Origin of the sequence: Roseovarius sp. MMSF_3281 (genome assembly GCF_030733685.1) — a bacterium.
In the GTDB taxonomy this organism is placed as follows: Bacteria; Pseudomonadota; Alphaproteobacteria; order Rhodobacterales; family Rhodobacteraceae; genus Roseovarius.
Genome location: NZ_JASHIM010000006.1, coordinates 23393 through 45379, shown reverse-complemented (window position 1 = coordinate 45379; position 21987 = coordinate 23393). Strand labels below are relative to the sequence as shown.

Genomic DNA, 21987 nt, shown 5'->3' with positions numbered 1-21987 from the left:
TTGTGCGTATTTTTTGCGCATATCACCCCGTCAATTGGGCCTGATTGCGTGGTTTCACCTTCCGAATCCGGGGGCACCTTGGGTTTGCTGCACCTGCAAACGTCAGGTGACGCAACCGAAAGGGACACCAGTGAAACTCATCATAGCGACAATCAAACCGTTCAAGCTGGAGGAGGTCCGCGAGGCGCTGACCGAAATCGGCGTGAGCGGCATGATGGTAACCGAAATCAAGGGCTTCGGCTCTCAATCCGGGCATACGGAAATCTATCGCGGCGCCGAATACGCCGTGAACTTCGTACCCAAGATCAAGCTGGAAATCGCCGTGTCGGCGGCGATGGCCGACCAGGTGGTCGAGACCATCACCAGCACGGCGCGCACCGGCAAGATCGGGGACGGCAAGATTTTCGTTCTCGACATCCAACAAGCCATGCGCGTGCGCACCGGCGAAACCAACGACGACGCGCTTTAAGCCGTCAGGGGGAAAGGACAATGGATATGAAACGCTTTACACTCAAGGGCTTGGCCGCCGCCGCGCTGATCGCTGCGCCGCAGGTTGCCTTGGCGCAAGACACCGCCGCCCCGGGCTTTGACGAGATCGGCCCGTATATCATGACCACCTTGCTGTTCTGCATGGCAGGTTTCTTGGTGTTCTTCATGGCCGCCGGTTTTGCCATGCTGGAAGGCGGCCTTGTGCGGTCGAAGAACGTGACCATGCAGATGACCAAGAACATCGCGCTCTACTCGATTGCCGCGATCATGTATTGGCTGGTGGGGTTCAACACCATGTACCCCGGCGACTTCAACGGTTTCTTCGCCATCGGCGGGCAGACCGTGCTGGACCCGGTGGGCGTGGCTGCGGCTGACGCGGCGCTTGATTATGCCTCGGTCGGGTCGGACTTCTTCTTCCAGTTGGTCTTTGTGGCTGCCACGGCCTCGATCGTGTCGGGCGCCCTGGCCGAGCGGATCAAGCTGTGGCCCTTCCTGATCTTCGTGGTTCTGCTGACCGGGATCATGTACCCGATCTCGGGTTCGTGGCAGTGGGGTGGCGGCTGGCTGGCCGAGGCTGGCTTCTCGGACTTCGCCGGGTCTACCGTCGTGCACTCTGTAGGGGGCTGGGCCGCCTTGGCCGGTGCCATCGTGCTTGGCCCGCGTCTGGGCAAGTATGGCAAAGACGGCAAAGTGAACCCGATCCCCGGTTCGAACCTTGCGCTTGCCACTTTGGGGACGTTCATCCTGTGGCTGGGTTGGTTCGGCTTCAATGGCGGTTCGCAGCTGGCCATGGGGACCGTTGGTGATGTCTCGGACGTAAGCCGCATCTTCGCCAACACCAACATGGCCGCCGCCGCCGGTGCCGTGACCGCCCTGATCCTGACGCAGGTGATGTACAAGAAACCGGACCTGACCATGGTTCTGAACGGTGCGCTGGCCGGCCTTGTGTCGATCACCGCCGAACCGCTGGCCCCCACCCTCTTTGGGGCGCTCTGGATCGGTGCCGTGGGTGGTATCATCGTGGTGCTGACCGTGCCGATGCTGGACAAGTTCAAGATCGACGACGTCGTCGGCGCGATCCCGGTGCACCTGTTTGCCGGTATCTGGGGCACAATCGCCGTGGTCTTCTACAACGGTGACGCCAACATCGTGACGCAGCTGACCGGCATCATCGCCTACGGTGTCTTCACCTTCGTCGCCAGCCTGGTTGTCTGGTTCATCCTCAAGGCTGTCATGGGCATCCGCGTGGGCGAAGAAGAAGAGATCAGCGGCTTGGACATGACCGAACTGGGCATGGAAGCCTATCCTGAATTCTCGAAAGGGTAATAACCGCCTTCCGGGGTTATCCTTTGAGACACCTGCCCGGGCGTTCGCGCCCGGGCTTTTTATTTGCGCAGGTCTTTCGACGCGTCGGCGTCCCGGGCCTGATCCGGGACCTCGGAACAGGCCAAGAGGCCCCGGGTCAGGCCCGGGGCGGGCAGGCCTTTTGGCATTTCGTTGCGGCAAGGGACAGATCGGCGGTATCCGTTCAGAATCCCCCTTTCCAAGCGGGTCAATCCGGTCTATACGCGCGGCTTCACGCGGGGTTACAGCCTTGGAGGAACCCCGCCCTAACTTATGGAGAATTAACATGGCTGGAGAAATTCCTGATCTTCACGCCCAGGAACGCACGGGGACGGGCAAGGGCGCCGCTCGTGCAGCACGTCGTGCATTCATGGTTCCGGGTATCGTATTTGGTGGTGACGTCGATCCGCTGCCGATCCAAATCCCCTACAACGTCCTGATCAAGAAATTGAAGGATGGCCGCTTCAAGTCGACCTTGTTCAACCTCAAGGTTGACGGCCACGAGGACGTGCGGGTGATCTGCCGTGACGTGCAACGCGACATCGTGCAGGACCTTCCGACGCACCTTGACCTGATGCGCCTGCGCCGGTCCACCAAGATCAACCTGTTCATCCCGGTCGAGTTCATCGGCGAAGACGAGTGCCCGGCCCTGACCAAGGGTGGCGTTCTGACCGTGGTGCGTAACGAGGTGGAACTGATCGTGACCGCCGGCGACATTCCCGAGAAACTGGTCGTTGACCTGTCGGGGATCGAGGATATCGGTGAGACCATCACCATTTCCAGCATCGACCTGCCGAGCGGCGCCAAGCCGACCATCGACCGTGACTTCGTGATCGCCAACATCGCGGCACCGTCGGCCCTCAAGTCCGACGAGGACGAGGAAGACGATGCCGATGCGGATGAAGTACCGACCGTCGGTGACGAGGAAGAGGCAGAAGGCGGCGAAGAATAAGCCCCCTTTCCTTTTCCGATCCGAGGAACAAGAAACGCGGAAGGCCCCCGGCTTTCCGCGTTTTTCTTTGGCCTGCGTTGATTTGGGGCCGGGGGCCGCGTAGGACAGGGGCAAAAGACAGCAAGGGGCGCGCGCGATGCAGCTTTTCGTGGGATTGGGCAACCCGGGGCCGAAATACGCGGCCAACCGGCATAATATCGGCTTCATGGCGGTCGACCGGATCGCCGAGGATCATGGCTTTGCCCCGTGGCGGGCAAAGTTCCAGGGCGAGGTGACCGAGGGGCGCCTGGGCCATGAGAAGGTTCTGTTGCTCAAGCCGATGACCTTCATGAACCTCAGCGGCCAGTCGGTGGGCGAGGCGATGCGGTTTTACAAGCTGGAGCCGGGCGACGTGACCGTTTTTCACGACGAGCTTGACCTTGTGCCGGGCAAGTGCCGGGTGAAGCGCGGCGGCGGCCATGCGGGGCATAACGGGTTGCGGTCGATCCATGCGCATATCGGGGCCGACTATGCACGCGTGCGCCTGGGCGTCGGCCATCCGGGCCGCAAGGAACTGGTTTCGCAATACGTGCTACAGGATTTTGCCAAGGCGGATCGGGATTGGCTGGATGACCTGATGCGCGGGATTTCCGATGGCGCGGCGGATTTGGCGGCGGGCCATGCCGACAAGTTCCAGAATGCCGTGGCGCGGCGGATGGCCCCCGCCAAGCCCGAGAAACCAGCGCCGAAGGCCGAGACCCGAAAGCCCGCCAAGGCGCAAGAGCCTGCGGCGGAGGATGAGCGCACGCCGTTGCAAAAACTGGTGGACAAGTTTCGGTAGGGTCGGCGCGGCGGGCGCGTCGTTGCCCCCGTTGCGGAATACCGGGGAGGTGCCGTTTACCCGTTCAGGGCAATAAGTCGGTCGGCAAGCCTTGTGGCTGCCTGATCAAGGCTTTCCTCCGGCCCGACAAGAAGGACTGTGGCGTCTTGATGCTTATAGATGTCCAGCGCGGCCATAAAGGTGCCTCGCCGTTCCTCGAAAGCATCGAGGTTGCCGAATTTCTCGATCACCTGCTCGCGCGCTTTGCCGTCTTCACCCCGGCGTTGGACAGCACGGTCGAAGGCAACCTCGGCGGGGATGTCAAAATATATCAGGACATCGGATTTTGGCGCGGTATTCATCAGATCGAGAAAATCCGAACGCTGGCTTTTTCCCGGGTAAATTGCCACGCAATGGTTCAAAAAACCCTCATCCATGAAAACCACCTCGCCGTCCCTTTGAAGGTCGCGCGCCATTTGAAAATGCGCCCCGAAGAGAAAGAACAGGAATTTCTTGATCGTTGCGTCTTCGAATGACTGCTCGGCTTTTGAAAAGAACTCGGGGTTCTTGGCCGAGAACCGGGTAAGGCGGAACAGCAGGTTTCGATGCGGCTTGTTCCTGACGAAGCGGGGGGCGTTCTTGTCATCCGTACGCTTTTCGGCAATCGTGTTTGCATCCGTCACCGCAATATCGCGCTTTTCAAGCTCTCGCCTCAATCGCTTCAGGAGTGTGGTTTTTCCCGACCCCGGCAAACCGGCAAATTCAATCAGCATTCGCCGCCTTCCTGCAGAGAATGTGGTAGATATTCGAGTTTGCCTCGGGGTCCGATTTCACCAATCGTTTTTCGACCACGTCCAAGCCGACCTCGCCAAGCAGTTCCGCGTTTCCCTCGGCAGACAGCTTGCTTTCCAGAATGACCTCGGGGTCTATGTCTTCGCTCTTGTCCCGCGTATTCTCGCCCAGTTGGATGATGGCATATTGTTTCGTGACCCTTGCGAATTCGGACAGGGCCTTTTTCGCATCCTTGGCCACGATGATATCGCGCAGGAAACGCGTACTCACCAGCAAGTCGAACTGGTTGTCGTTAAAATCCATCTCCATCGCGCTGCCGACGGCGACTTTGCACTTGTTGAAGTTGTCGCCAAGACTTTCCCGCGCCGCCGAGAGCATCTCGATCGAGGCATCGAGCCCGTGAATGGTAAAGCCACGCTCGACGTAATAGGGTACGAAACGACCCGTGCCAAAGGGAACGTCCAGCACGGACAAGCCTTCGGGCAGAGTTTCCAGAAGGGACTGCATCTGCTCTTGTTCGACCTGCCACCAGCCCTGTTTGGTGCGGCGCTTTTCATAGTTCGCGGCGACTTTGCCGTAATATGAATCGCCCTTGGCTCCGGATTTACCCATGTCGACTGCTCCTTTTTTATACCGATATACTAAATGCTGTCCGCGACCAGCTTGCAACATGAAGGATGGAACCCGCGATTTGTTTCGTCGAACTCGAAGAACAGATTTGTGAAACCGTTCTTCTTGTAGGTTCGCAGTTTCTCCCACGCGATCTTGGTGGCCTCCCAGCCCGATGTGTCGTCGGCGCGCAGGGGGGGCGGATTGAACCCGATGACAATGCCGCGGCGTGCAATGCGGCAAAACTCGTCAAGGATTTTGTCCCACTCCGCGGGTACGGCATATGCTTCTATCGCCTGATAGCAGCAGATGTAATCGAATGACTTGTCCTCAAAGTCATAAGGAACCTTCCCGGCGTCGAACAAATGAACCCGGGCGCCGATGGATTCGATGATCGGTTGATAGATCCACCCGCTTTGAACCGCCCCCACGGGATTGCCGTGAAGTGACTGGAACACCCGGTCGTCCGGGGAAATTTTCCTGTATGTTTTGCCGTACCCCTTGGGCACGGCATAATCTGTTCCTTGCGCATCGTGCCCAAGTGCATTCCAGATTTCCAGCATCGCGCCATGAGCGGTTGAAAATTCCAGGATGCGCAGCTTTTCGGATGTGTCCACGGTTTCGGGCAGATGGGTGCAAATCCGCGTCCAGCTTCTTTTTAGATTGGCGGCGCGATCCAGGTATTTCTTTGCAATGGCACCACTGACATCGCTGACGGCGTAATTGCCGAGCTTATAAGGTTCGTCGATATCGAGGGGAGGCGCGGGAAACCAAGTATATTTGTGGTGGGCGGTTCGCTTTTTCATACTTGTTTACCCAAGTTCCATAATGACATCTTTTCCGTCGGCAACATCGCCCAACAGGGCCGGAAAAACAAATGCTATTTGCCTGTCAAGCGCCTGTATCGTGGGGCCAATCGGCGGCATCCGCCGGGAAAAAACACCGCCAAGGTTGCGATCGGCATAGTTGTCGTTGACAGGATTGAGGACCTCCGTCCAACATTTGCTGTTACGGGCGTTTCATGGTGCGGTGAACTGATCGCTGTTTTCCCGAGAGGCTTGAAGCATTTGCAGGGTATATTGCGTCGAGGTTTCTTGCTGCTTTTCTGCCCTTAGACACAGGGAAAGCGAATATGCGTGTGGTTTTCAAATGGGTGGCACGAATTGCCGTGATGGCTGTTCTGGCGGCTGTGGTGGTGGGCCTTTGGAAGCGGGAAGAGGTGATGCGCCTGTGGGCGGTCAACACCCTGTTCGACGAAGGCAAGATCGTTAAGAACTTTTCCAACATGGAGCGCGCCTTTCTGACGGTGCCCTTGTCGCGCGGCGATGGGCCGGTGACCCCCCTGCCCCAAGGCCCCGAGATGGTCTTGCCCGAGGGGGCGGCGGAATGGGCCGAGGCGCGCAGCGTGACCTCGCTTGTGGTGCTGGATGCGGGGCAGGTTGTGCACGAGAGTTACCGTCTGGGTACCGGGCCCGAGGATCGGCGGATCAGCTGGTCGATGGCGAAAAGCTTTCTTTCGGCGCTTTTCGGGATCGTCGAGGCCGAGGGCGCGATTGACTCGCTTGACGATCCGGTGACGCGATACGCCCCGCAATTGGCAGGCAGCGCCTATGACGGGGTCAGCATCCGGCAGGTTTTGCAAATGACCAGCGGCCTGGAGTTTGACGAGGATTACCTGGACTACGCGTCCGACATCAACCGCATGGGCCGGGTTCTGGCGCTTGGCGGGACGATGGATGGCTTTGCCGCGGGCCTTACCGCGCGGGCGGCAAAACCGGGGGCGGTTTGGAAATATGTCTCGATCGACACCCATGCGCTTGGCATGGTCATTCGCGGCGCCACGGGCCGCGATATCCCCGCGTTGATGAGCGAGAAGGTGATCGCGCCATTGGGGCTTGAGGCCGCGCCCTATTACCTGAGCGATGGCGAGGGCGTGGCCTTTGTTCTGGGCGGTCTGAACCTGCGCAGCCGCGATTATGCGCGCTTTGGCCTGATGTATGAACAGCGCGGCCGGATCGCGGGGAAACAGGTGGTGTCCGAGGATTGGGTTGCGGCCTCGACCCGGGCCAGCGCGCCCACCGCCCCCGGCGAGATCGGCTATGGCTACCAGTGGTGGATTCCGGCGGGCGCGCCCGAGGGGGTGTTCATGGCCCGTGGCATTTACGGGCAATACATCTACATTGATCAGGCGCGCGATGTGGTGATCGTGGTGACCGCCGCCGACCGGCAATTCCGCGAGGACGGTGTGCATAAGGCCAATGTCGCCATGATGCGCCGGATCGCCGAAGCGCTTTGAACCGGTCAGGGGAGAACGACGATGATCAGCAAGGACGAGGCAGTGAATGTGCTTGGCGGCGCATTGCAGAAATGTTCGGACGCCCCGTTGACGGGGTTTTTCCGCGACGGGCATTGCAACACCTGCGACGAGGATCAGGGCAGCCATACGGTTTGCGCCCTGATGACAGCCGAATTCCTGGCCTATTCGAAATACGTGGGCAATGACCTTTCCACCCCGCGCCCCGAGTTCGGCTTTGACGGCTTGAAGCCCGGCGATCAATGGTGCCTGTGCGCCGCGCGGTTCCTGCAGGCGCATGACGAGGGCTGTGCCCCCAAGGTGCGGCTGGCCGCGACGCACAAGCGCGCGCTTGAGATCGTGCCGCTGGAGGTGTTGCGGGAACATGCCGAAGCGTAAGGCCGCGCCACGGGGTCAGGCGGATTTCTTGGGCGGCTCCTGTTCTGCGTTGCCCTCCAGCCCCGGCAGGCCGTTGTCCTCCATCAGGTCGTCGATGAAAAGGCTGAGCAGTTGCGCGCGGCTGCTGACCCCGGCCTTGCGGTAGATGGCATTGCTTTGCGCCTTGACGGTCCCCTCCGAGGTTTGGCGCAGGGCGGCGATATCCGACAGTGACAGCCCCTTGATGGAAAACAGCGCCACGTCGCGTTCGGCAGGGGTCAGGCCCCATGTGTCAAAGCGTTCTTCCAGCACCTGCGCAAAGGCACCCGAGGCAAGGCGCAGCCCCTCTTCGGCGCGCTGTTGCCGCCCGATGGATTGGCGCAGCAAGGCCCCGGTCACCAGCACCCCCAGAAGCAGCCCCACGGCGGCGCCGATCTCGATCATCTCGTGTAGCTGCCACGAGATGGGCGCGGCGCGCAGCCCCAGAAGCGTGACCGCGATATCATAAAGGAAGACACCGGCGCAGGCGATCTGCACGGCAAAGAGCAGGATATGAGGCAAGGGACGCTTCATCAGTCGTCATCCTCATGATCGTTGTCGAGCAGGCCACGGCGACGGTCATCGTCATCGTCGTCGTCATCGTCGTCGTCGTCATCGTCGTCGTCATCGTCGTCGTCGTCATCGTCGTCGTCATCGTCGTCATCCAATTCGACCCAGTAGTCGCGCAGGATGGCCCCGGTTGTCGGGCTGAGGATAATCTCGCGCAGGGTGTCGTCTTCTTCGGCCAGTATCCGCACCCGGCCCAGCCAGGTGCGGGTCACCTCGATCTCGTCAAATCCCTGGTCGCGCAATTGTTGCACGATCCGGTCCTGAATGGTTTGCGTCTGCGCCACCCCGGCCAACGGGGTCAGTGACAGGCAGGCGATAAGAAGCGAACGGCGGAGCATCTGGGATTTCCTATGCAGGGGGAAGGGCCTTGTGCCCCCTCAATGTGGCACGAAAAAACCCCCGGTGACAGGCACCCGGGGGTTTATTTGTGGTGGGATAAACCGAAGTTTAATCCGCGTCGCGGCCCTCGGTATCGCCCATGTCAAAGCCAAGGTGCTTGGCGACGGTAAAGATATCCTTGTCACCCCGGCCACACATGTTCATGCAGATGATGTGGTCCTTGGGCAGCTCGGGCGCGATTTTCATGACATGGGCCATGGCGTGGCTGGGCTCCAGCGCGGGGATGATCCCCTCTTGCGCGCAGCAGAACTGGAAGGCTTCCAGCGCTTCTTTGTCGGTGATGGCGACATATTGCGCGCGGCCAATTTCATGCAGCCAGCTGTGTTCGGGGCCGATGCCGGGGTAATCCAGACCCGCCGAGATCGAATAGCCCTCAAGTATCTGGCCATCGTCATCCTGCAAAAGATAGGTGCGGTTGCCGTGCAACACGCCCGGGCGCCCCCCGGTGAGCGAGGCGCAATGCTCCATCTTTTCGTTCACACCTTTACCGCCGGCCTCGACCCCGATGATGTTGACCGATTTGTCGTCAAGGAAAGGAAAGAACAGGCCCATGGCGTTCGACCCGCCACCAATGGCGGCGATGATCGTATCGGGCAGACGGCCTTCGGCTTCTTGCATCTGTTCGCGGGCTTCCTTGCCGATGATCGACTGGAAATCGCGGACCATGGCGGGGTACGGGTGCGGCCCGGCCACGGTGCCGATGCAATAGAAGGTATCGCGCACATTGGTCACCCAATCGCGCAGCGCGTCGTTCATCGCGTCCTTGAGCGTCCCGCGCCCAGAGGTCACCGGCACCACCTCGGCCCCCAGAAGGCGCATACGGAACACGTTGGGCGCTTGGCGTTCAACATCATGCGCACCCATGTAGACCACGCATTTCAGGCCGAACTTGGCGCAGACGGTGGCAGTTGCCACGCCGTGTTGCCCGGCGCCGGTTTCGGCGATGATCCGGCTTTTGCCCATGCGGCGGGCAAGGATGATCTGGCCCAGCACGTTGTTGATCTTGTGCGCGCCGGTGTGGTTCAACTCATCGCGCTTGAGGTAAATCTTGGCCCCGCCCAGTTCCTCGGTCATCCGCTGGGCGAAATAAAGCGGGCTGGGGCGTCCGACGTAATGGGTCCAGAGATCGTGCATCTCGTCCCAGAAACTCTGGTCGGTCTTGGCGTTCTCGTATTGCTCTTCCAATTCGAGGATCAGCGGCATCAGGGTTTCCGAAACGAAGCGCCCGCCGAAGTCACCGAACCGGCCCTTTTCGTCGGGTCCGGTCATGAAGGAATTGAAAAGATCGTTCATCGTTGTCTGCCTTCCCGTCTGGGCCGTTTGATCCCGCCGATCAATATGGGACGCGGGCGGAATTTTCCAGCGAAAAGCTAAAGCATCCGCATCACGTGCAGGCGCGACCAAAGATCGGGTTCGGCCAGAAGATAGGGCCGGAAGGGGCGGCTGATCTCTACCTCTTCCCACGCGCCCTTGGTGGTCAGATCCTCGATCACCCGCGGGAACCCTTGGTCCTCCCAATACGCGGTCAGAAGGTTGAACACGCCGATCCCGCCCGGTCGGGTGACACGGGCCAGTTCATACAGGCTTTCGGGCGGGGCATGGCCGGGTCCGAAAGACCCGATGCAGGCAAACCCGGCGAATGTATCGTCATCATGGGGCAAGCCTTCGACCATGTTGGCCTGCGCCAGATCGGCATAGGCCCCGGTCTTTTGCGCGGCTGCAACCATTTCGGGCGACAGGTCACAGCCGGTAATCGGCCCATAGCCCAGGACCGCCAAGCTTTCGCCCACCAACCCCGTGCCGCAACAGGCATCGAGGATCGGCCCATCGCTCCGGCCAAGATGCCGTGCCAGCATCGCCGCCCCCAAACCGGGCAGGCGAAACCCCTTTGCAAGGTTATCGGCATCATAGCTGCCCGACCATTCGTCATAAAGGCGGCGGGCCTCCTCGGGGGAGTCGGCCCCATAGACATCCTCCAGACCGTCGCTTTGCATCTTTTTCCCCTTTCCCTAAAGCGTTTCGCGAAATGCAATCCATAGCCCAATCGTCGCGCGCGTTCCACCCTTTCGCCGACGGCGCCGGTGAACGGCGCAACGCTTCAGGCCTTGCATCACGGCGCCGCAGGGGGCGGTTTGTCAATCGCCCCCCTGTTCATAGGCTCTCTCGACCAGGGCGCGCAGGGCTTGCGCCGGGGTGCGCAGGCGTCGGGCCGGATATGGACCGCAGGCCGCCAACCACTCCCGGAAATCCGCAAAGGACTCTTGCGCCACATCGTCGAACTGCTCCGGACTGTCAAGGCGCAGCGCCGTGCCGGTCGCGGCCTGTGGCGCGAACCCTGTGCCAAGGCGTGCCTCGGCCCAGGCCAGATCCGCCTCGTGCCCGTCGATGATATGGGCCTTGGCCGCTGGACTAAAGGAAAAACTCCGCTCTCCAAACCCCTTGAGGCGAAGAACCATTTTCGCCTCGGCGCGCCGCCATGCCGGATCGCCGGGCATCTGTGGATGCTTTTGCCGATAACAATAAAGAAGGGCCGTGGCTTCGGCGCTGAGCGAGGCATTGGCACGGCGCGGAACCGGCTTCATCGCCGTGGGGTCAATCCCGCCATGGGCCGCGAAATCGCGCATCAAGGCATCGCCCGGGTAAGCCCCGGGGCTATAGGGGCGGAAGATCACCCCGCGCCGGCCCAGGGTCTTGACCCAGGGCCGCAACCGGCGGCGATAGCGCGGATAAAGCCCGCGCAAATCCGCACCGGGCAGACGGGTTTTCAGGCTTTGCTGATAAAGGCTTGCCGCATACCCTGCCGGATCGCGCAGGTAGACGATGGCGGTGATGTCCTCGGCGTGGCGGCGCAGGGCGGCAAGCGCGCCCTCGACCTCGCCATCGCCCGTGAAATCCGACAGGAACTCGGACGAGATGATCACCGAGCGGCGCTCCTCCGCCAAGGCCTGCTCCAGCGCGGCACGCGCCTTGGCCCGTTCGGCCGCCCGCCCGGCCTCATCGCGCGATACGTAAAGCTGCGGCGGCACAGTATTGCGAAAGGCCAGGCACATGGCCTGTGTCTGGGTAAAGCCCGGAATATCCAGCATGGCCCACTCCGCCGTTCGGTACCCCCGCAACGCCACCTGCAGCGCGGTCGAGCCGGTCTTGTTCATTCCCAAATGCAGTAGAATTCGCCGGGCCGGCGGGCCTGCCGCATCGTGTTGTGAATACATCACCATCCCCCCTGCCCAGACCCGGGCAAACCAAAGCCTTTCGCGAGTTGCAGGCCCAAACCCACCCGCTGCACATCTTCCGCCTTTCCCCGATGGCCCAGGTGACAGGCAGACCGTTTTATCCTGACCCCAAGAGCGGATTGCAAGGCCACCCCTGCCCCCTTCTTCTGGCCCGAAATATCCTAGGGTACGTTGAAAATCCCATTTTCAACGAAGGGGCAAAGCCCCTCAATCGGCGCGCATAAGCGCGCTTATCCTGTGCGGCGCAGCCGCTCCTTTCGGTCACGGGGGGATCACTCCAGATACCGCTTGAACCCTATGTGCGAGGCCTCGAACCCCAGGCCTTCGTAAAACCGGCGGCTGTCGGTGCGGGTGGCGTTCATCGTCAGTTGGATCAACCGGCAGCCCGCGGCCCGCGCGCGGGCCTCGACATCCGCAAACATCCGTTGGCCAAGGCCATGACCGCGCCGGTCTCTGGCGATCCGCACGCTTTCCACCTGCGCCCGCCGCGCGGCCTTGAGCGAAAGGCCGGAAATCAAGGTCAGTTGATAGGTGGCGATCACCCGGCCCGCCTTGTCCTCGCCGACGATAAGCTGGTTGCCGCCCTCGGCCTGCATGGCGTCGAACGCCGCAAGATACCTATCCAGGTCATCCGCCTCGCGCCCCTGCCCCAGCATGTCGTCGGCCAGCAATGCCACCACCGCCGCGACATCGGCGCGCGTGGCGGGGCGAAAGCGGATCATGCGCGGGCGGCGGTTACGAAATCCACCATCTTCTGCGCGTCTTTCACCCCCGGCGCGCTTTCCACGCCCGAGGACACATCGACCTGCCGCGCGCCGGTGGCGCGCACCGCCTCGCCCACGTTGTCCGGCGTCAGACCGCCCGCCAGCATCCAGGGCACCGGCCAGCGCCGCCCGGCAATCAGCGACCAGTCAAAGGCCATGGCATTGCCGCCGGGGCGGTCGGCACCTGTCGGCGGCTTGGCGTCGATCAAAAGCTGGTCGGCCACCTTGGCGTAGAAGTCGATCTGCGTCAGGTCGGTTTCGGATTCGATGCCGATGGCCTTCATCACCGGCAAGCCGTAGCGCGTTTTCACCTCGGCCACCCGGGCCGGGCTTTCTTTGCCATGAAGTTGCAGCATGTCCAGCGGCACCTCGGAGGTCAGTTCATCGAGCATCGCATCCTTGGCATCCACCGTCAGCGCCACTTTCATGATCCCCTCGGGCACCGAGCTTGCCATGAAACGTGCCGCCTCAAGATCAAGATGGCGGGGGGATTTGGGAAAGAACACGAACCCGACGTAAGACGCCCCCGCCACGATGGCGGCGGGGATATCGGCGGTTTCGGTCAGTCCACAGATTTTAACGCGGGTGTCATGGGCCATGACGCGGGTTTAACTGGCCTCGTCCAAAAGTGCCAGAACCTCGTCCTTGCCCTCGTGCTTTTCACCCTTCAGGCGGCGCACCTCGGCGCGCAGCGCGCTGAGTTCACGGGCCTTGCGGGCCGCCTCGACGCGTTCGCCGTGTTCGCGGATCCATTCCCAGATCAACCCGATGATGAAACCCGCGAAGATGCCGCCGAAGATCACGACGAAGAGCGGCACGTCATAGGTCGGGTTCAGCGCCGCCATGCCCGACAATTCATCGGGCAACACCCTGACCGAAACCATGCCCCGGTTGGCCAGGGCGATCAGGATCAGGGCCACTGCGAAGATGGCAATCGAGGCATAGCGGATATAGCGCATCAGGACTTCCCATTCAGACGATCACGCAAAAGCTTACCGGTTTTGAAAAACGGCACGTGTTTTTCCTCGACACTAACCGATTCCCCGGTGCGCGGATTGCGACCGGTGCGCGCATCGCGCTTTTTCACCGAGAATGCCCCGAAGCCGCGCAGTTCCACGCGGTTGCCTTCGGCCATGGCGTCGGTGATTTCATTGAAGATCGTGTTCACGATCCGCTCTACGTCCCGCTGGTACAAATGCGGGTTTTCGTCGGCAATTTTTTGAATCAATTCCGATCTGATCATCGGTGTCCTCCCACGGATCTTGTTGGTCGCGCCCGTCATTTCATCACACGACTATAGATATAAACGTGAAAAACCGAAACAGGAAGGCAAGCCGGATTGGGCAGAAAACCCCGAGAAATGCGTGACTTGGACGAAATCTCCGCACCCCTCCGGCCGAAATGGCGATCACATCGCCCCGCGTGACCAACGGCGCGCAGCTCGCGACACCACACGATTCGCCGCGCCGATCAGCCCTTGGCCCGCCACCTAGAACACCGCAGCTTGATGCCCCAACCCGGCGTAACCCTCAACCCGGTGACAGAGCGGGTCTTCTTGTCATAGGCTTCGGCAAAGGGGCCATCCGCGTGATCTTCGGTCACGCGCCCGCCCCGGCAATGGGTGTTTGCCAGAATCTCCTTGGCCAGCGAAATCGCCTTTTGCCGATTGCGCTGATGATAGATCGGCGCCCGGAATGTCCGGTCTTGGGCTGGCTTGTACCTGCGCCTGCTGTCGCGCGGCACCATGGCCGTAGGGGCATAAGGCGCCTCGATCTTGACCATGATCGGGATCGCCTTGCCGCCCCCGCCCGCGCCATAGTTTACATGGCCAAACGGTGGATAGAGCATCAGCACCTCGAGATATCCAAGGTTGCTTTCAACCGCGAGATTGATCGTCGGTTCGGCAGTGTCCTTGCCGTGAACCTGTGGGCGCGCCGGGACATCCGACGCCGCGAAATAGGGAAGCTCCACGATCCGGCCATGGGTTTCGCGCGTCACCTTTCCGGAAGAGCTCAGAGGCATACCTGTGACCGGCAAGGGCTTATTGTAAGCCTCAAGATCATACCCTGTGCGGCACCCGGCCAAGATGCCAGCCGCCAGTAACAAAACACCAACTATCCTGAAATCCATATCGCCCAATCCCCAGGTTGCGCGCACTCCTTACACCGCGCCCCTGGAAACAAAAAGGCCCCACGCACCGGTGGGGCCTTTCCAATTTCAAAACCACGCGGGGTTTTACTTGTCGTCGCCGCCCTTGAGCGCGGCACCAAGGATATCGCCCAGCGATGCACCCGAGTCCGAGCTGCCGAACTGTTCGACGGCTTCTTTCTCTTCGGCGATCTCGCGGGCCTTGATCGAAAGACCAAGACGGCGCGATTTGCTGTCGATGTTGGTGACGCGCACGTCGATCTTGTCACCGACCGAGAAACGCTCGGGGCGTTGTTCGGCGCGGTCACGCGACAGGTCGGAACGACGGATGAAGCTTTTCATGCCTTCGTATTCCACCTCGATGCCGCCATCTTCGATCGCGGTCACTTCGACGGTGATGATCGAGCCGCGCTTCACGCCGCCCACGGCATCGGCGAAGGGATCGCCGTCCAGCGCCTTGATCGAAAGCGAGATGCGCTCTTTCTCGACATCCACTTCCGAGACGACGGCCTTGACCATGTCGCCCTTCTTGTAGTTCTGGATCGCATCCTCGCCACGCTCGTCCCACGACAGGTCGGAAAGGTGAACCATGCCGTCGATCTCGCCGGGCAGGCCGATGAACAGGCCGAACTCGGTGATGTTCTTGACCTCGCCTTCGACTTCGGTGCCCACGGGGTGGGTTTCGGCGAAGACTTCCCAGGGGTTGCGCTGCGTCTGCTTGAGGCCAAGCGAGACACGGCGTTTGCTGGGGTCGATCTCCAGAACCATGACTTCGACTTCCTGGGAGGTCGAGACGATCTTGCCGGGGTGCACGTTCTTCTTGGTCCAGGACATTTCCGAGACGTGAACCAGACCTTCGACACCCGGTTCCAGCTCAACGAAGGCACCGTAGTCGGTGATGTTGGTCACGCGGCCCGTGTGCACCGAACTCAGCGGGTACTTGGCAGCGACCAGATCCCATGGATCTTCCTGCAGCTGCTTCATGCCAAGGCTGATGCGGTGGGTTTCCTTGTTGATCTTGATGACCTGCACGTTGACGGTTTCGCCAATCGACAGGATTTCCGACGGGTGGTTCACACGGCGCCATGCCATGTCGGTGACGTGCAGCAACCCGTCGACACCGCCAAGGTCCACGAAGGCCCCGTATTCGGTGATGTTCTTGACGACGCCTTCCACGGTGTCCCCTTCGGCCAGCTTGGCGATGACCTCGGCGCGCTGTTCGGCGCGGCTCTCTTCGAGGATGGCGCGACGCGACACCACGATGTTGCCACGGCGGCGGTCCATCTTGAGGATCTGGAAGGGCTGCTTGAGACCCATGAGCGGGCCGGCATCGCGCACGGGGCGCACATCGACCTGGGAGCCGGGCAGGAAGGCCACGGCACCGCCCAGATCGACGGTAAAGCCGCCTTTGACACGGCCAAAGATCGCGCCTTCGACGCGCTGGTCGTCGGCATAGGCTTTTTCCAGGCGATCCCAGGCTTCCTCGCGGCGGGCCATCTCGCGGCTGATAACCGCTTCGCCACGGGCGTTTTCGGCGGCGCGCAGGTAAACCTCGACTTCGTCGCCGACTTCGATTTCGGGCGCTTCACCGGGGTTTGCGAATTCCTTGAGTTCGACACGGCCTTCCATCTTGTAGCCGACGTCGATGATGGCTTGGCCCGCTTCAATCGCGATGACCTTGCCTTTGACAACAGAGCCCTCTTGGGGCGTGTCCATTTCGAGGCTTTCATTAAGGAGGGCCTCGAATTCCTCCATCGATGCGTTCTGAGCCATGTGGCGTCGTTTTCCTTTACAAGTGCATTTTTCGGGCCGCGCGGTTGTCTCCGCCGGTCTTTAATGAAAGCCCTACCGCTTCGCTACTTGAGGGCAGAGCTGTTTTGCCCTTCCGAAGAAGAGCGGCTTTATCGACCCGGCAAACCACAAAACAAAGAGGGCCGGTATGCCCGACCCTGCTCGATCTTTTTGTTGTGTGGCGGCTTCCGCCTTGTCGACAGGGGGCGTTTAGCGGCTTGCCCCCTTGATTGCAAGCCCTTTGCGTCGGGGCGCGCCGATCCGGCAAGGGGCCGCCGGGCTTACCCGCGCCGCGCCTCGACCTCGGCAATCGCCGCCGCCACGGCCTCCTCGATGCTCATCCTTGAGGTATCCAGTTGCACCGCGTCTTCGGCGGGTTTCAACGGCGCCGCCGCGCGGGCGCTGTCGCGGGCGTCACGGGCGCGCAGGTCGGCCAGCACCTCGTCATAGCTCACCTCGTGCCCGTTTCCGGTCAACTCCTTGAAGCGCCGCTCGGCGCGGATGTCGTCAGAGGCGGTGACGAAAAGCTTCACCTCGGCCTCGGGGCAGATCACCGTGCCGATGTCGCGCCCATCCAGAACCGCACCGCCCGCGCGCCGGGCAAAGGCGCGCTGAAAATCCACCAGGGCCTGCCGCACCTCGGGGTTTGCCGCCACGCGGCTGGCCGCCTGCGCCACCTCCGGCGTCCGCAGGTCGCCCGCCTCCAGATCCCCGGCCTGCAGGGATTTGGCCGCCTCGACCGGGTCGGTCCCATCCAGTGTCCGCCGCCCCGTGGCGCGATACAAAAGCCCGGTGTCCAGATGCGCAAAGCCGAAATGCGCGGCCACCGCCTTGGAAACCGTCCCCTTGCCCGCCGCCGCGGGCCCGTCGATCGCGATCGTGAATGCCATGTCTCACCCCATGTCCTGCCAAAAGACCTAGAGGAAGAACGCAAGCCCCTCAAGCGCCTCCGATATCTTCTTCTTTTCAATAAATATCCCGGGGAGTCGCCCGCAGGGCGGCGGGGCAGAGCCCCAAAATCAAGATGGCCTGGAAATGGTTGGAGCGGGTAACGGGAATCGAACCCGTAACTTAAGCTTGGGAAGCTCGCGTGATACCTTTTCACCATACCCGCGCCGAGCCTTGTAGTTAGGCAATCCCCCTGACCGGGTCAAGGCCGTTTTCCGAACGGAAAACGGGGCGGAATTTTTGAAAAATTCCGCGCCCCGCCTCAGGCCCGCCGCCGACGCCGGCGTCGCCCGCCCTCGCCGCCGTCGCCGTCACCGCCGGTGTTGAAGCTGACATCGGGCAGCGGCACGATTTTCGACAGTTCCGGGAAGGGGTCGGTTTTGTGCGGTATCGCATTGGCGGCCACGAAGTGATCCTGGAACTTCGGCTCGATGGCGGTTTCCACCTTGGTGATCTCGCGCACCACGCGCTCGATTTCTTGCCGTGCCGCCACGTTGCACAGGGCGATCCGCGCACCGGTGCCGGCGGCGTTGCCCGCACTGGTCACTTTCTCAAGCGGCACATCGGGGATCATGCCCAGAACCATGGCGTGTTTGGGGCTGATATGCGCCCCGAAGGCCCCGGCCAGAACCACCCGGTCCACCTTGTCCACGCCGCGTTCATCCATCAACAGGCGCGCGCCCGCGTAAAGCGCCGATTTGGCCAGTTGGATCGCGCGGATATCGCCTTGGGTCACGGTGATACGCGGCCCGCCTGTCGCGGTGGCGTCATGGATCAGGTAGGCATGGGTGCGCCCCTCGGGCACGGACCGCGCGGTGCCCGTCGCCGCGGCCGAACCGATCAGCCCGCTTTCATCCATCAGCCCCGCCATGCGCAATTCGGCCACCGCCTCGATGATGCCCGAGCCGCAAATGCCGGTGATCCCCGTGGCGGCGGTTTCCTCGTCAAAGCCTTCCTCGTCCGACCACTTGTCACAGCCGATCACGCGAAAGCGCGGTTCCTTGGTGTCCGGGTCGATCTGGATGGCCTCGATGGCCCCCGGCGCGGCCCGCTGCCCGCTTGAGATTTGCGCGCCCTCGAAGGCCGGGCCGGTGGGCGAGGAACAGGCCAGCACGCGGGAGGTGTCACCCAGCAGGATCTCGGCATTGGTGCCGACGTCGACCACCAAGACCAGGTCTTCGGATTTGCCGGGTTCTTCCGACAGGGCCACGGCGGCGGCATCCGCGCCCACGTGCCCCGCGATACAGGGCAAGACATAGGTGCGGGCGCGCGGGTTGATGGCCTGCAGGTCCAATTCCCGCGCGGGCATGGAAATCGAATCGGAGGTGGCCAGCGCAAAGGGCGCCTGGCCCAGTTCCACAGGGTCGATCCCCAGCAGAAGGTGATGCATCACCGGGTTGCAGACGAAAACCGTTTCCACGATCAGATGCGGCGCGATCCCCGCTTCCTTGGCGATCTCCTCGGACAGCGTGTTGATGGCCTCGCGCACCGCGCGGGTCATCTCCTGATCGCCGCCGGGGTTCATCATCGAATAGCTGACCCGGCTCATCAAATCCTCGCCAAAGCGGATTTGCGGGTTCATGATGCCCGAGCTGGCCTTGACCTCGCCTGTATCCAGATCGGTCAGGTGGGCGGCCACGGTGGTGGAGCCAAGGTCGATGGCCAGCCCGTACAAACCGTCCTCGTGCAGGCCCGGCCAGATGTCGATGACACGCGCCACGTCATCGGTATGGGATTTGTGCAGGGCGACGGTAACCTGGAACTTGCCCTTGCGCAGCGTGGGCTGCAGCTTGGACAAAAGCGAGCCTTCGGCACGGATTTCGGGGATATCCCATTCGCGCTTCAAAGCGCGTTCCAGCCGTTCAAGATCGCCGGTGGGTTCGTGCATGTCAGGCTCGTCCACCTCGACGAAATACAGCCGCGTGGCCGGGTCCATGTCGATCACCCGGGCCGAGGCGGCCTTGCGCACCACCTGCCGGTGGACTTGGGATTCGGGGGGCACGTCGATCACCACGTCGCCCATCACCTGCGCCTGACAGCCCAGGCGGCGGCCCGGTTTCAAACCGCGCTTGTCGTCATAGCGTTGTTCCACCTTGTTCCATTCCGAAAGCGCATCGTCATGGACGGTCACCCCGTGCTTGGAAAATTCGCCATAGCTGGGCGTGATCTGGCATTTCGAGCAGATGCCCCGCCCGCCACAGACCGAATCAAGGTCGACCCCCAACTGCCGCGCGGCGGTCAGGACGGGCGTGCCCTTGGCAAAGCGGCCGCGCTTGCCCGAGGGGGTAAAGACGACAAGGGGATCTTGCGACATGGCCGAAACCTCATATTCCCGAAAGTTGATTGCAACATAGACCTTTAGCCGGGGACCGACAGCCTGCAACCGTCAGAAAATGACGTTCCAGCGGCATCGCGCGTCAAACCCGGCGCGCGCCCTGCCCGGTAAGCGCCTCCAACACGCCGTTGAACCGCTCGGGGTCAGCGGTGGCAATGGCCGCGCGGGGCAGTTCCACCTCGATCCCGCGGTCCAGCGCCGATTGCGCCGTGCGCGCCACGCCATGCGCCCCGTCCTGCCCCATGATCCGCAGGTGGCCCACCCGCAGCACGTCCAGCAGGTTGTCCAGTTCGCCGGTTTCGAACCCGTCCTCGGCCCAGCGGGTGACAACGTGATCGGCCATCCCCTGGAAGGGGGCCGCCAAGGGGCCCGAGGCCGCATGCGGTGCAATCAGCCGCGCCACCGGCGCGGCAACCTGTTGCTTGAGGGCGATCACCGGAATATCGCGGTGCCGGGCCAGCGTGACCTCGCGCGCGATGGCGGCCTCGACCCCGGTCCGGATGGCATCGTCATAGCGGGGGGCGCACCAGGCCCCGTCCTGCAAATCCACCAGCAACAGCGCACGGCCCGGGCGCGGATCGACCTTGGGGCCATGGCTTTGGCGGATCATCCGGCGCGCGGCGGTCCACCACCAAATGCCCACCAGCCCCGCCACCAGAAGAAGCGCGGCCCAGATCATGCCATCCCTCGGGGCAGGAAAGATACAACACGGCGGGTGACCATGGTAGGGGATGTGCCGTGCCACGCCCGGCCTTGTCAATCGTCACCGGCTTTGATCCGTGTCAGGGCGCTGTTGTAAATTCCCGTTAAGCAGGGCGGACCATGACCGAAAAAGGAAACCGCATGACCCAGCCCCTTGAAGGCGTGACCGTTCTGGACCTGACCCATGTTTTGGCCGGGCCCTTCGCCTCGATGACAATGGCCGATCTTGGCGCGCATGTGATCAAGGTGGAACGCCCCGGCGTGGGCGACGATACCCGCGCCTTCCCGCCCTTCAAGGATGGCGAAAGCGCCTATTTCGCCACCATCAACCACTCCAAGCAAAGCATCGCCCTTGATTTGAAGGCCGAGGGCGACCGGGCGATTTTCGAGCGGCTTCTGGCCCGCGCCGACGTGGTGCTTGAAAACTACCGCCCCGGCACGATGGAAAAGCTGGGCTATGGATGGGATGACCTGCACGCCCGTTACCCCCGCCTGATCTATGGCGCGGTCAGCGGGTTCGGCCATTCCGGCCCCGAGGCCCTGAAACCCGCGTATGACATGGTGGTGCAGGCGCGCAGCGGCGTGATGTCGATCACCGGCGAGGCGGGGCGCGATCCGGTGCGCGTGGGCGCCAGTATCGGCGATATCGTGGCGGGCATGTACCTCGTGCAAGGGGTGATGGGGGCCTTGATGGCCCGCGACACCACGGGCCGGGGCCAGAAGGTGGATGTGGCCATGCTTGACGGGCAATTGGCCATCCTGGAACATGCCATCGCCCTGACCACCACCACCGGCACGCCGCCCGGCCCGACAGGCGCGCGCCACCCGTCGATCACCCCGTTCGAGACCTTCCACGCCGCCGACGGGTTGTTCGTCATCGCCGCCGGGAATGACGCGCTTTTTGCCAAGCTCTGCGATGTTCTGGGCCTGCCCTTGGCCAATGATCCGCGTTTTGCCACCAACCCGGCGCGCTGTGAAAACGCCCGCACGCTCAAGCGGTTGATCGAGGCAATCACGCTGGACCGGCCCAAGGCATATTGGGTCGAAAAACTGGAGTCCGTGGGCGTGCCCACCGGCCCCATTCAAAACGTCGCCGAAGCCCTGCAAGACCGGCAAATCCTGGCCCGCAACATGGTGGTGGATGTGCTGGGCGCGGATGGCGTGCCGAAATACCTGGCCGCCGGCAACCCCATCAAGCTGTCGGATATGGACGATCCCAAAACCCGCCGCCCCGCGCCCCTGCTGGATGGCGACCGGGCCGAGATTTTGACATGGCTGGATGCGCCTGCGGGCGACGGGCCTTCGGCCAGAAAGAACAAGACCTGAGGCCAGAAGCGCCTGGGATGGCAGGTGCAGGCCAACCACCGGAGGCATCGCCCCTGCCCGCTGAAACGCTGGAATA

24 protein-coding genes and 1 tRNA gene are annotated in these 21987 nt (G+C 62.1%); 7 read left to right on the top strand and 18 right to left on the bottom strand.

The window, feature by feature from the left end; all coding sequences use genetic code 11:
* The first annotated feature begins 130 nt into the window (after positions 1–130).
* The 4 genes from RBB32_RS08475 to pth all read left to right on the top strand — a co-directional run bounded on the left by RBB32_RS08475 (position 131) and on the right by pth (position 3605).
* Entirely contained in the window at positions 131–469 is a 339-nt protein-coding gene (locus RBB32_RS08475) for a P-II family nitrogen regulator (RefSeq protein WP_306152271.1), read from the top strand.
* A 20-nt stretch (positions 470–489) separates the two neighbouring features.
* Entirely contained in the window at positions 490–1815 is a 1326-nt protein-coding gene (locus RBB32_RS08470) for an ammonium transporter (RefSeq protein ID WP_306152270.1), read from the top strand.
* A gap of 304 nt (positions 1816–2119) precedes the next feature.
* On the top strand, positions 2120–2785 hold the full coding sequence (locus RBB32_RS08465) for a 50S ribosomal protein L25/general stress protein Ctc (protein ID WP_306152269.1): 666 nt from the start codon (positions 2120–2122) through the stop codon (positions 2783–2785).
* A 136-nt stretch (positions 2786–2921) separates the two neighbouring features.
* A complete protein-coding gene (pth, locus tag RBB32_RS08460; protein WP_306152267.1) occupies positions 2922–3605 on the top strand; it encodes an aminoacyl-tRNA hydrolase in 684 nt (227 codons plus the stop codon).
* Between the two features lie 56 nt (positions 3606–3661).
* Here pth and RBB32_RS08455 read toward each other — a convergent pair whose 3' ends face one another.
* The 3 genes from RBB32_RS08455 to RBB32_RS08445 are packed head-to-tail and all read right to left on the bottom strand — an operon-like array spanning position 3662 to position 5791.
* Positions 3662–4357, bottom strand: a complete 696-nt coding sequence (locus tag RBB32_RS08455; protein WP_306152266.1) for an AAA family ATPase — start codon at positions 4355–4357, stop codon at positions 3662–3664.
* A complete protein-coding gene (locus tag RBB32_RS08450; RefSeq protein WP_306152265.1) occupies positions 4347–4988 on the bottom strand; it encodes a class I SAM-dependent methyltransferase in 642 nt (213 codons plus the stop codon). Before RBB32_RS08450 ends, RBB32_RS08455 begins: the two co-directional genes overlap by 11 nt.
* Before the next feature lie 29 nt (positions 4989–5017).
* Positions 5018–5791, bottom strand: coding sequence for a class I SAM-dependent methyltransferase (locus tag RBB32_RS08445; protein WP_306152264.1), 774 nt, complete (start codon positions 5789–5791; stop codon positions 5018–5020).
* A 326-nt stretch (positions 5792–6117) separates the two neighbouring features.
* On the opposite strand from RBB32_RS08445, the gene RBB32_RS08440 reads away from it, so the two are divergent.
* A complete protein-coding gene (locus tag RBB32_RS08440) occupies positions 6118–7281 on the top strand; it encodes a serine hydrolase (protein WP_306152263.1) in 1164 nt (387 codons plus the stop codon).
* Positions 7282–7302: 21 nt separating this feature from the next.
* On the top strand, positions 7303–7677 hold the full coding sequence (locus RBB32_RS08435) for a DUF2237 family protein (protein ID WP_306152262.1): 375 nt from the start codon (positions 7303–7305) through the stop codon (positions 7675–7677).
* Positions 7678–7692: 15 nt separating this feature from the next.
* Here RBB32_RS08435 and RBB32_RS08430 read toward each other — a convergent pair whose 3' ends face one another.
* From RBB32_RS08430 to RBB32_RS08360, 15 genes are all read right to left on the bottom strand, one after another.
* On the bottom strand, positions 7693–8229 hold the full coding sequence (locus RBB32_RS08430) for a helix-turn-helix transcriptional regulator (protein WP_306152261.1): 537 nt from the start codon (positions 8227–8229) through the stop codon (positions 7693–7695).
* Positions 8229–8603, bottom strand: coding sequence for a hypothetical protein (locus RBB32_RS08425; RefSeq protein ID WP_306152260.1), 375 nt, complete (start codon positions 8601–8603; stop codon positions 8229–8231). Before RBB32_RS08425 ends, RBB32_RS08430 begins: the two co-directional genes overlap by 1 nt.
* A 109-nt stretch (positions 8604–8712) precedes the next feature.
* Positions 8713–9957: a tryptophan synthase subunit beta gene (gene trpB, locus RBB32_RS08420; RefSeq protein WP_306152259.1), complete on the bottom strand. Its 1245-nt coding sequence runs from the start codon at positions 9955–9957 to the stop codon at positions 8713–8715.
* A gap of 77 nt (positions 9958–10034) precedes the next feature.
* Entirely contained in the window at positions 10035–10658 is a 624-nt protein-coding gene (locus RBB32_RS08415) for a class I SAM-dependent methyltransferase (RefSeq protein ID WP_306152258.1), read from the bottom strand.
* A 141-nt stretch (positions 10659–10799) separates the two neighbouring features.
* On the bottom strand, positions 10800–11876 hold the full coding sequence (locus RBB32_RS08410) for a hypothetical protein (RefSeq protein WP_306152257.1): 1077 nt from the start codon (positions 11874–11876) through the stop codon (positions 10800–10802).
* Between the two features lie 293 nt (positions 11877–12169).
* On the bottom strand, positions 12170–12619 hold the full coding sequence (locus tag RBB32_RS08405; RefSeq protein WP_306152256.1) for a GNAT family N-acetyltransferase: 450 nt from the start codon (positions 12617–12619) through the stop codon (positions 12170–12172).
* The gene (locus tag RBB32_RS08400) at positions 12616–13260 is read right to left on the bottom strand and encodes a phosphoribosylanthranilate isomerase (RefSeq protein WP_306152255.1); all 645 of its coding nucleotides are present in this window, start codon (positions 13258–13260) and stop codon (positions 12616–12618) included. Before RBB32_RS08400 ends, RBB32_RS08405 begins: the two co-directional genes overlap by 4 nt.
* Before the next feature lie 9 nt (positions 13261–13269).
* Complete coding sequence (locus tag RBB32_RS08395) at positions 13270–13620, bottom strand: LapA family protein (protein ID WP_306152254.1); 351 nt, start codon at positions 13618–13620, stop codon at positions 13270–13272.
* Positions 13620–13904 (bottom strand): integration host factor subunit beta, encoded by a 285-nt coding sequence (gene ihfB / locus RBB32_RS08390; protein WP_306152253.1) that lies wholly within the window; start codon positions 13902–13904, stop codon positions 13620–13622. Before ihfB ends, RBB32_RS08395 begins: the two co-directional genes overlap by 1 nt.
* A gap of 227 nt (positions 13905–14131) precedes the next feature.
* Complete coding sequence (locus tag RBB32_RS08385) at positions 14132–14659, bottom strand: hypothetical protein (RefSeq protein WP_306152252.1); 528 nt, start codon at positions 14657–14659, stop codon at positions 14132–14134.
* Between the two features lie 237 nt (positions 14660–14896).
* The gene (gene rpsA / locus RBB32_RS08380; protein ID WP_306152251.1) at positions 14897–16582 is read right to left on the bottom strand and encodes a 30S ribosomal protein S1; all 1686 of its coding nucleotides are present in this window, start codon (positions 16580–16582) and stop codon (positions 14897–14899) included.
* Positions 16583–16881: 299 nt separating this feature from the next.
* A complete protein-coding gene (gene cmk, locus RBB32_RS08375; RefSeq protein WP_306152250.1) occupies positions 16882–17490 on the bottom strand; it encodes a (d)CMP kinase in 609 nt (202 codons plus the stop codon).
* A gap of 150 nt (positions 17491–17640) precedes the next feature.
* Positions 17641–17714, bottom strand: a tRNA-Gly gene (locus RBB32_RS08370).
* Between the two features lie 96 nt (positions 17715–17810).
* Positions 17811–19862 carry an ASKHA domain-containing protein gene (locus RBB32_RS08365; RefSeq protein ID WP_306152249.1) on the bottom strand — a complete coding sequence of 684 codons (2052 nt, stop codon included), beginning with the start codon at positions 19860–19862 and terminating at the stop codon, positions 17811–17813.
* Between the two features lie 103 nt (positions 19863–19965).
* On the bottom strand, positions 19966–20562 hold the full coding sequence (locus tag RBB32_RS08360; RefSeq protein ID WP_306152248.1) for a cysteine hydrolase family protein: 597 nt from the start codon (positions 20560–20562) through the stop codon (positions 19966–19968).
* Between the two features lie 164 nt (positions 20563–20726).
* Here RBB32_RS08360 and RBB32_RS08355 point away from each other — a divergent pair, with 164 nt between their 5' ends.
* Positions 20727–21911 carry a CaiB/BaiF CoA-transferase family protein gene (locus RBB32_RS08355; protein WP_306152247.1) on the top strand — a complete coding sequence of 395 codons (1185 nt, stop codon included), beginning with the start codon at positions 20727–20729 and terminating at the stop codon, positions 21909–21911.
* The last annotated feature ends 76 nt before the right edge of the window (positions 21912–21987 follow it).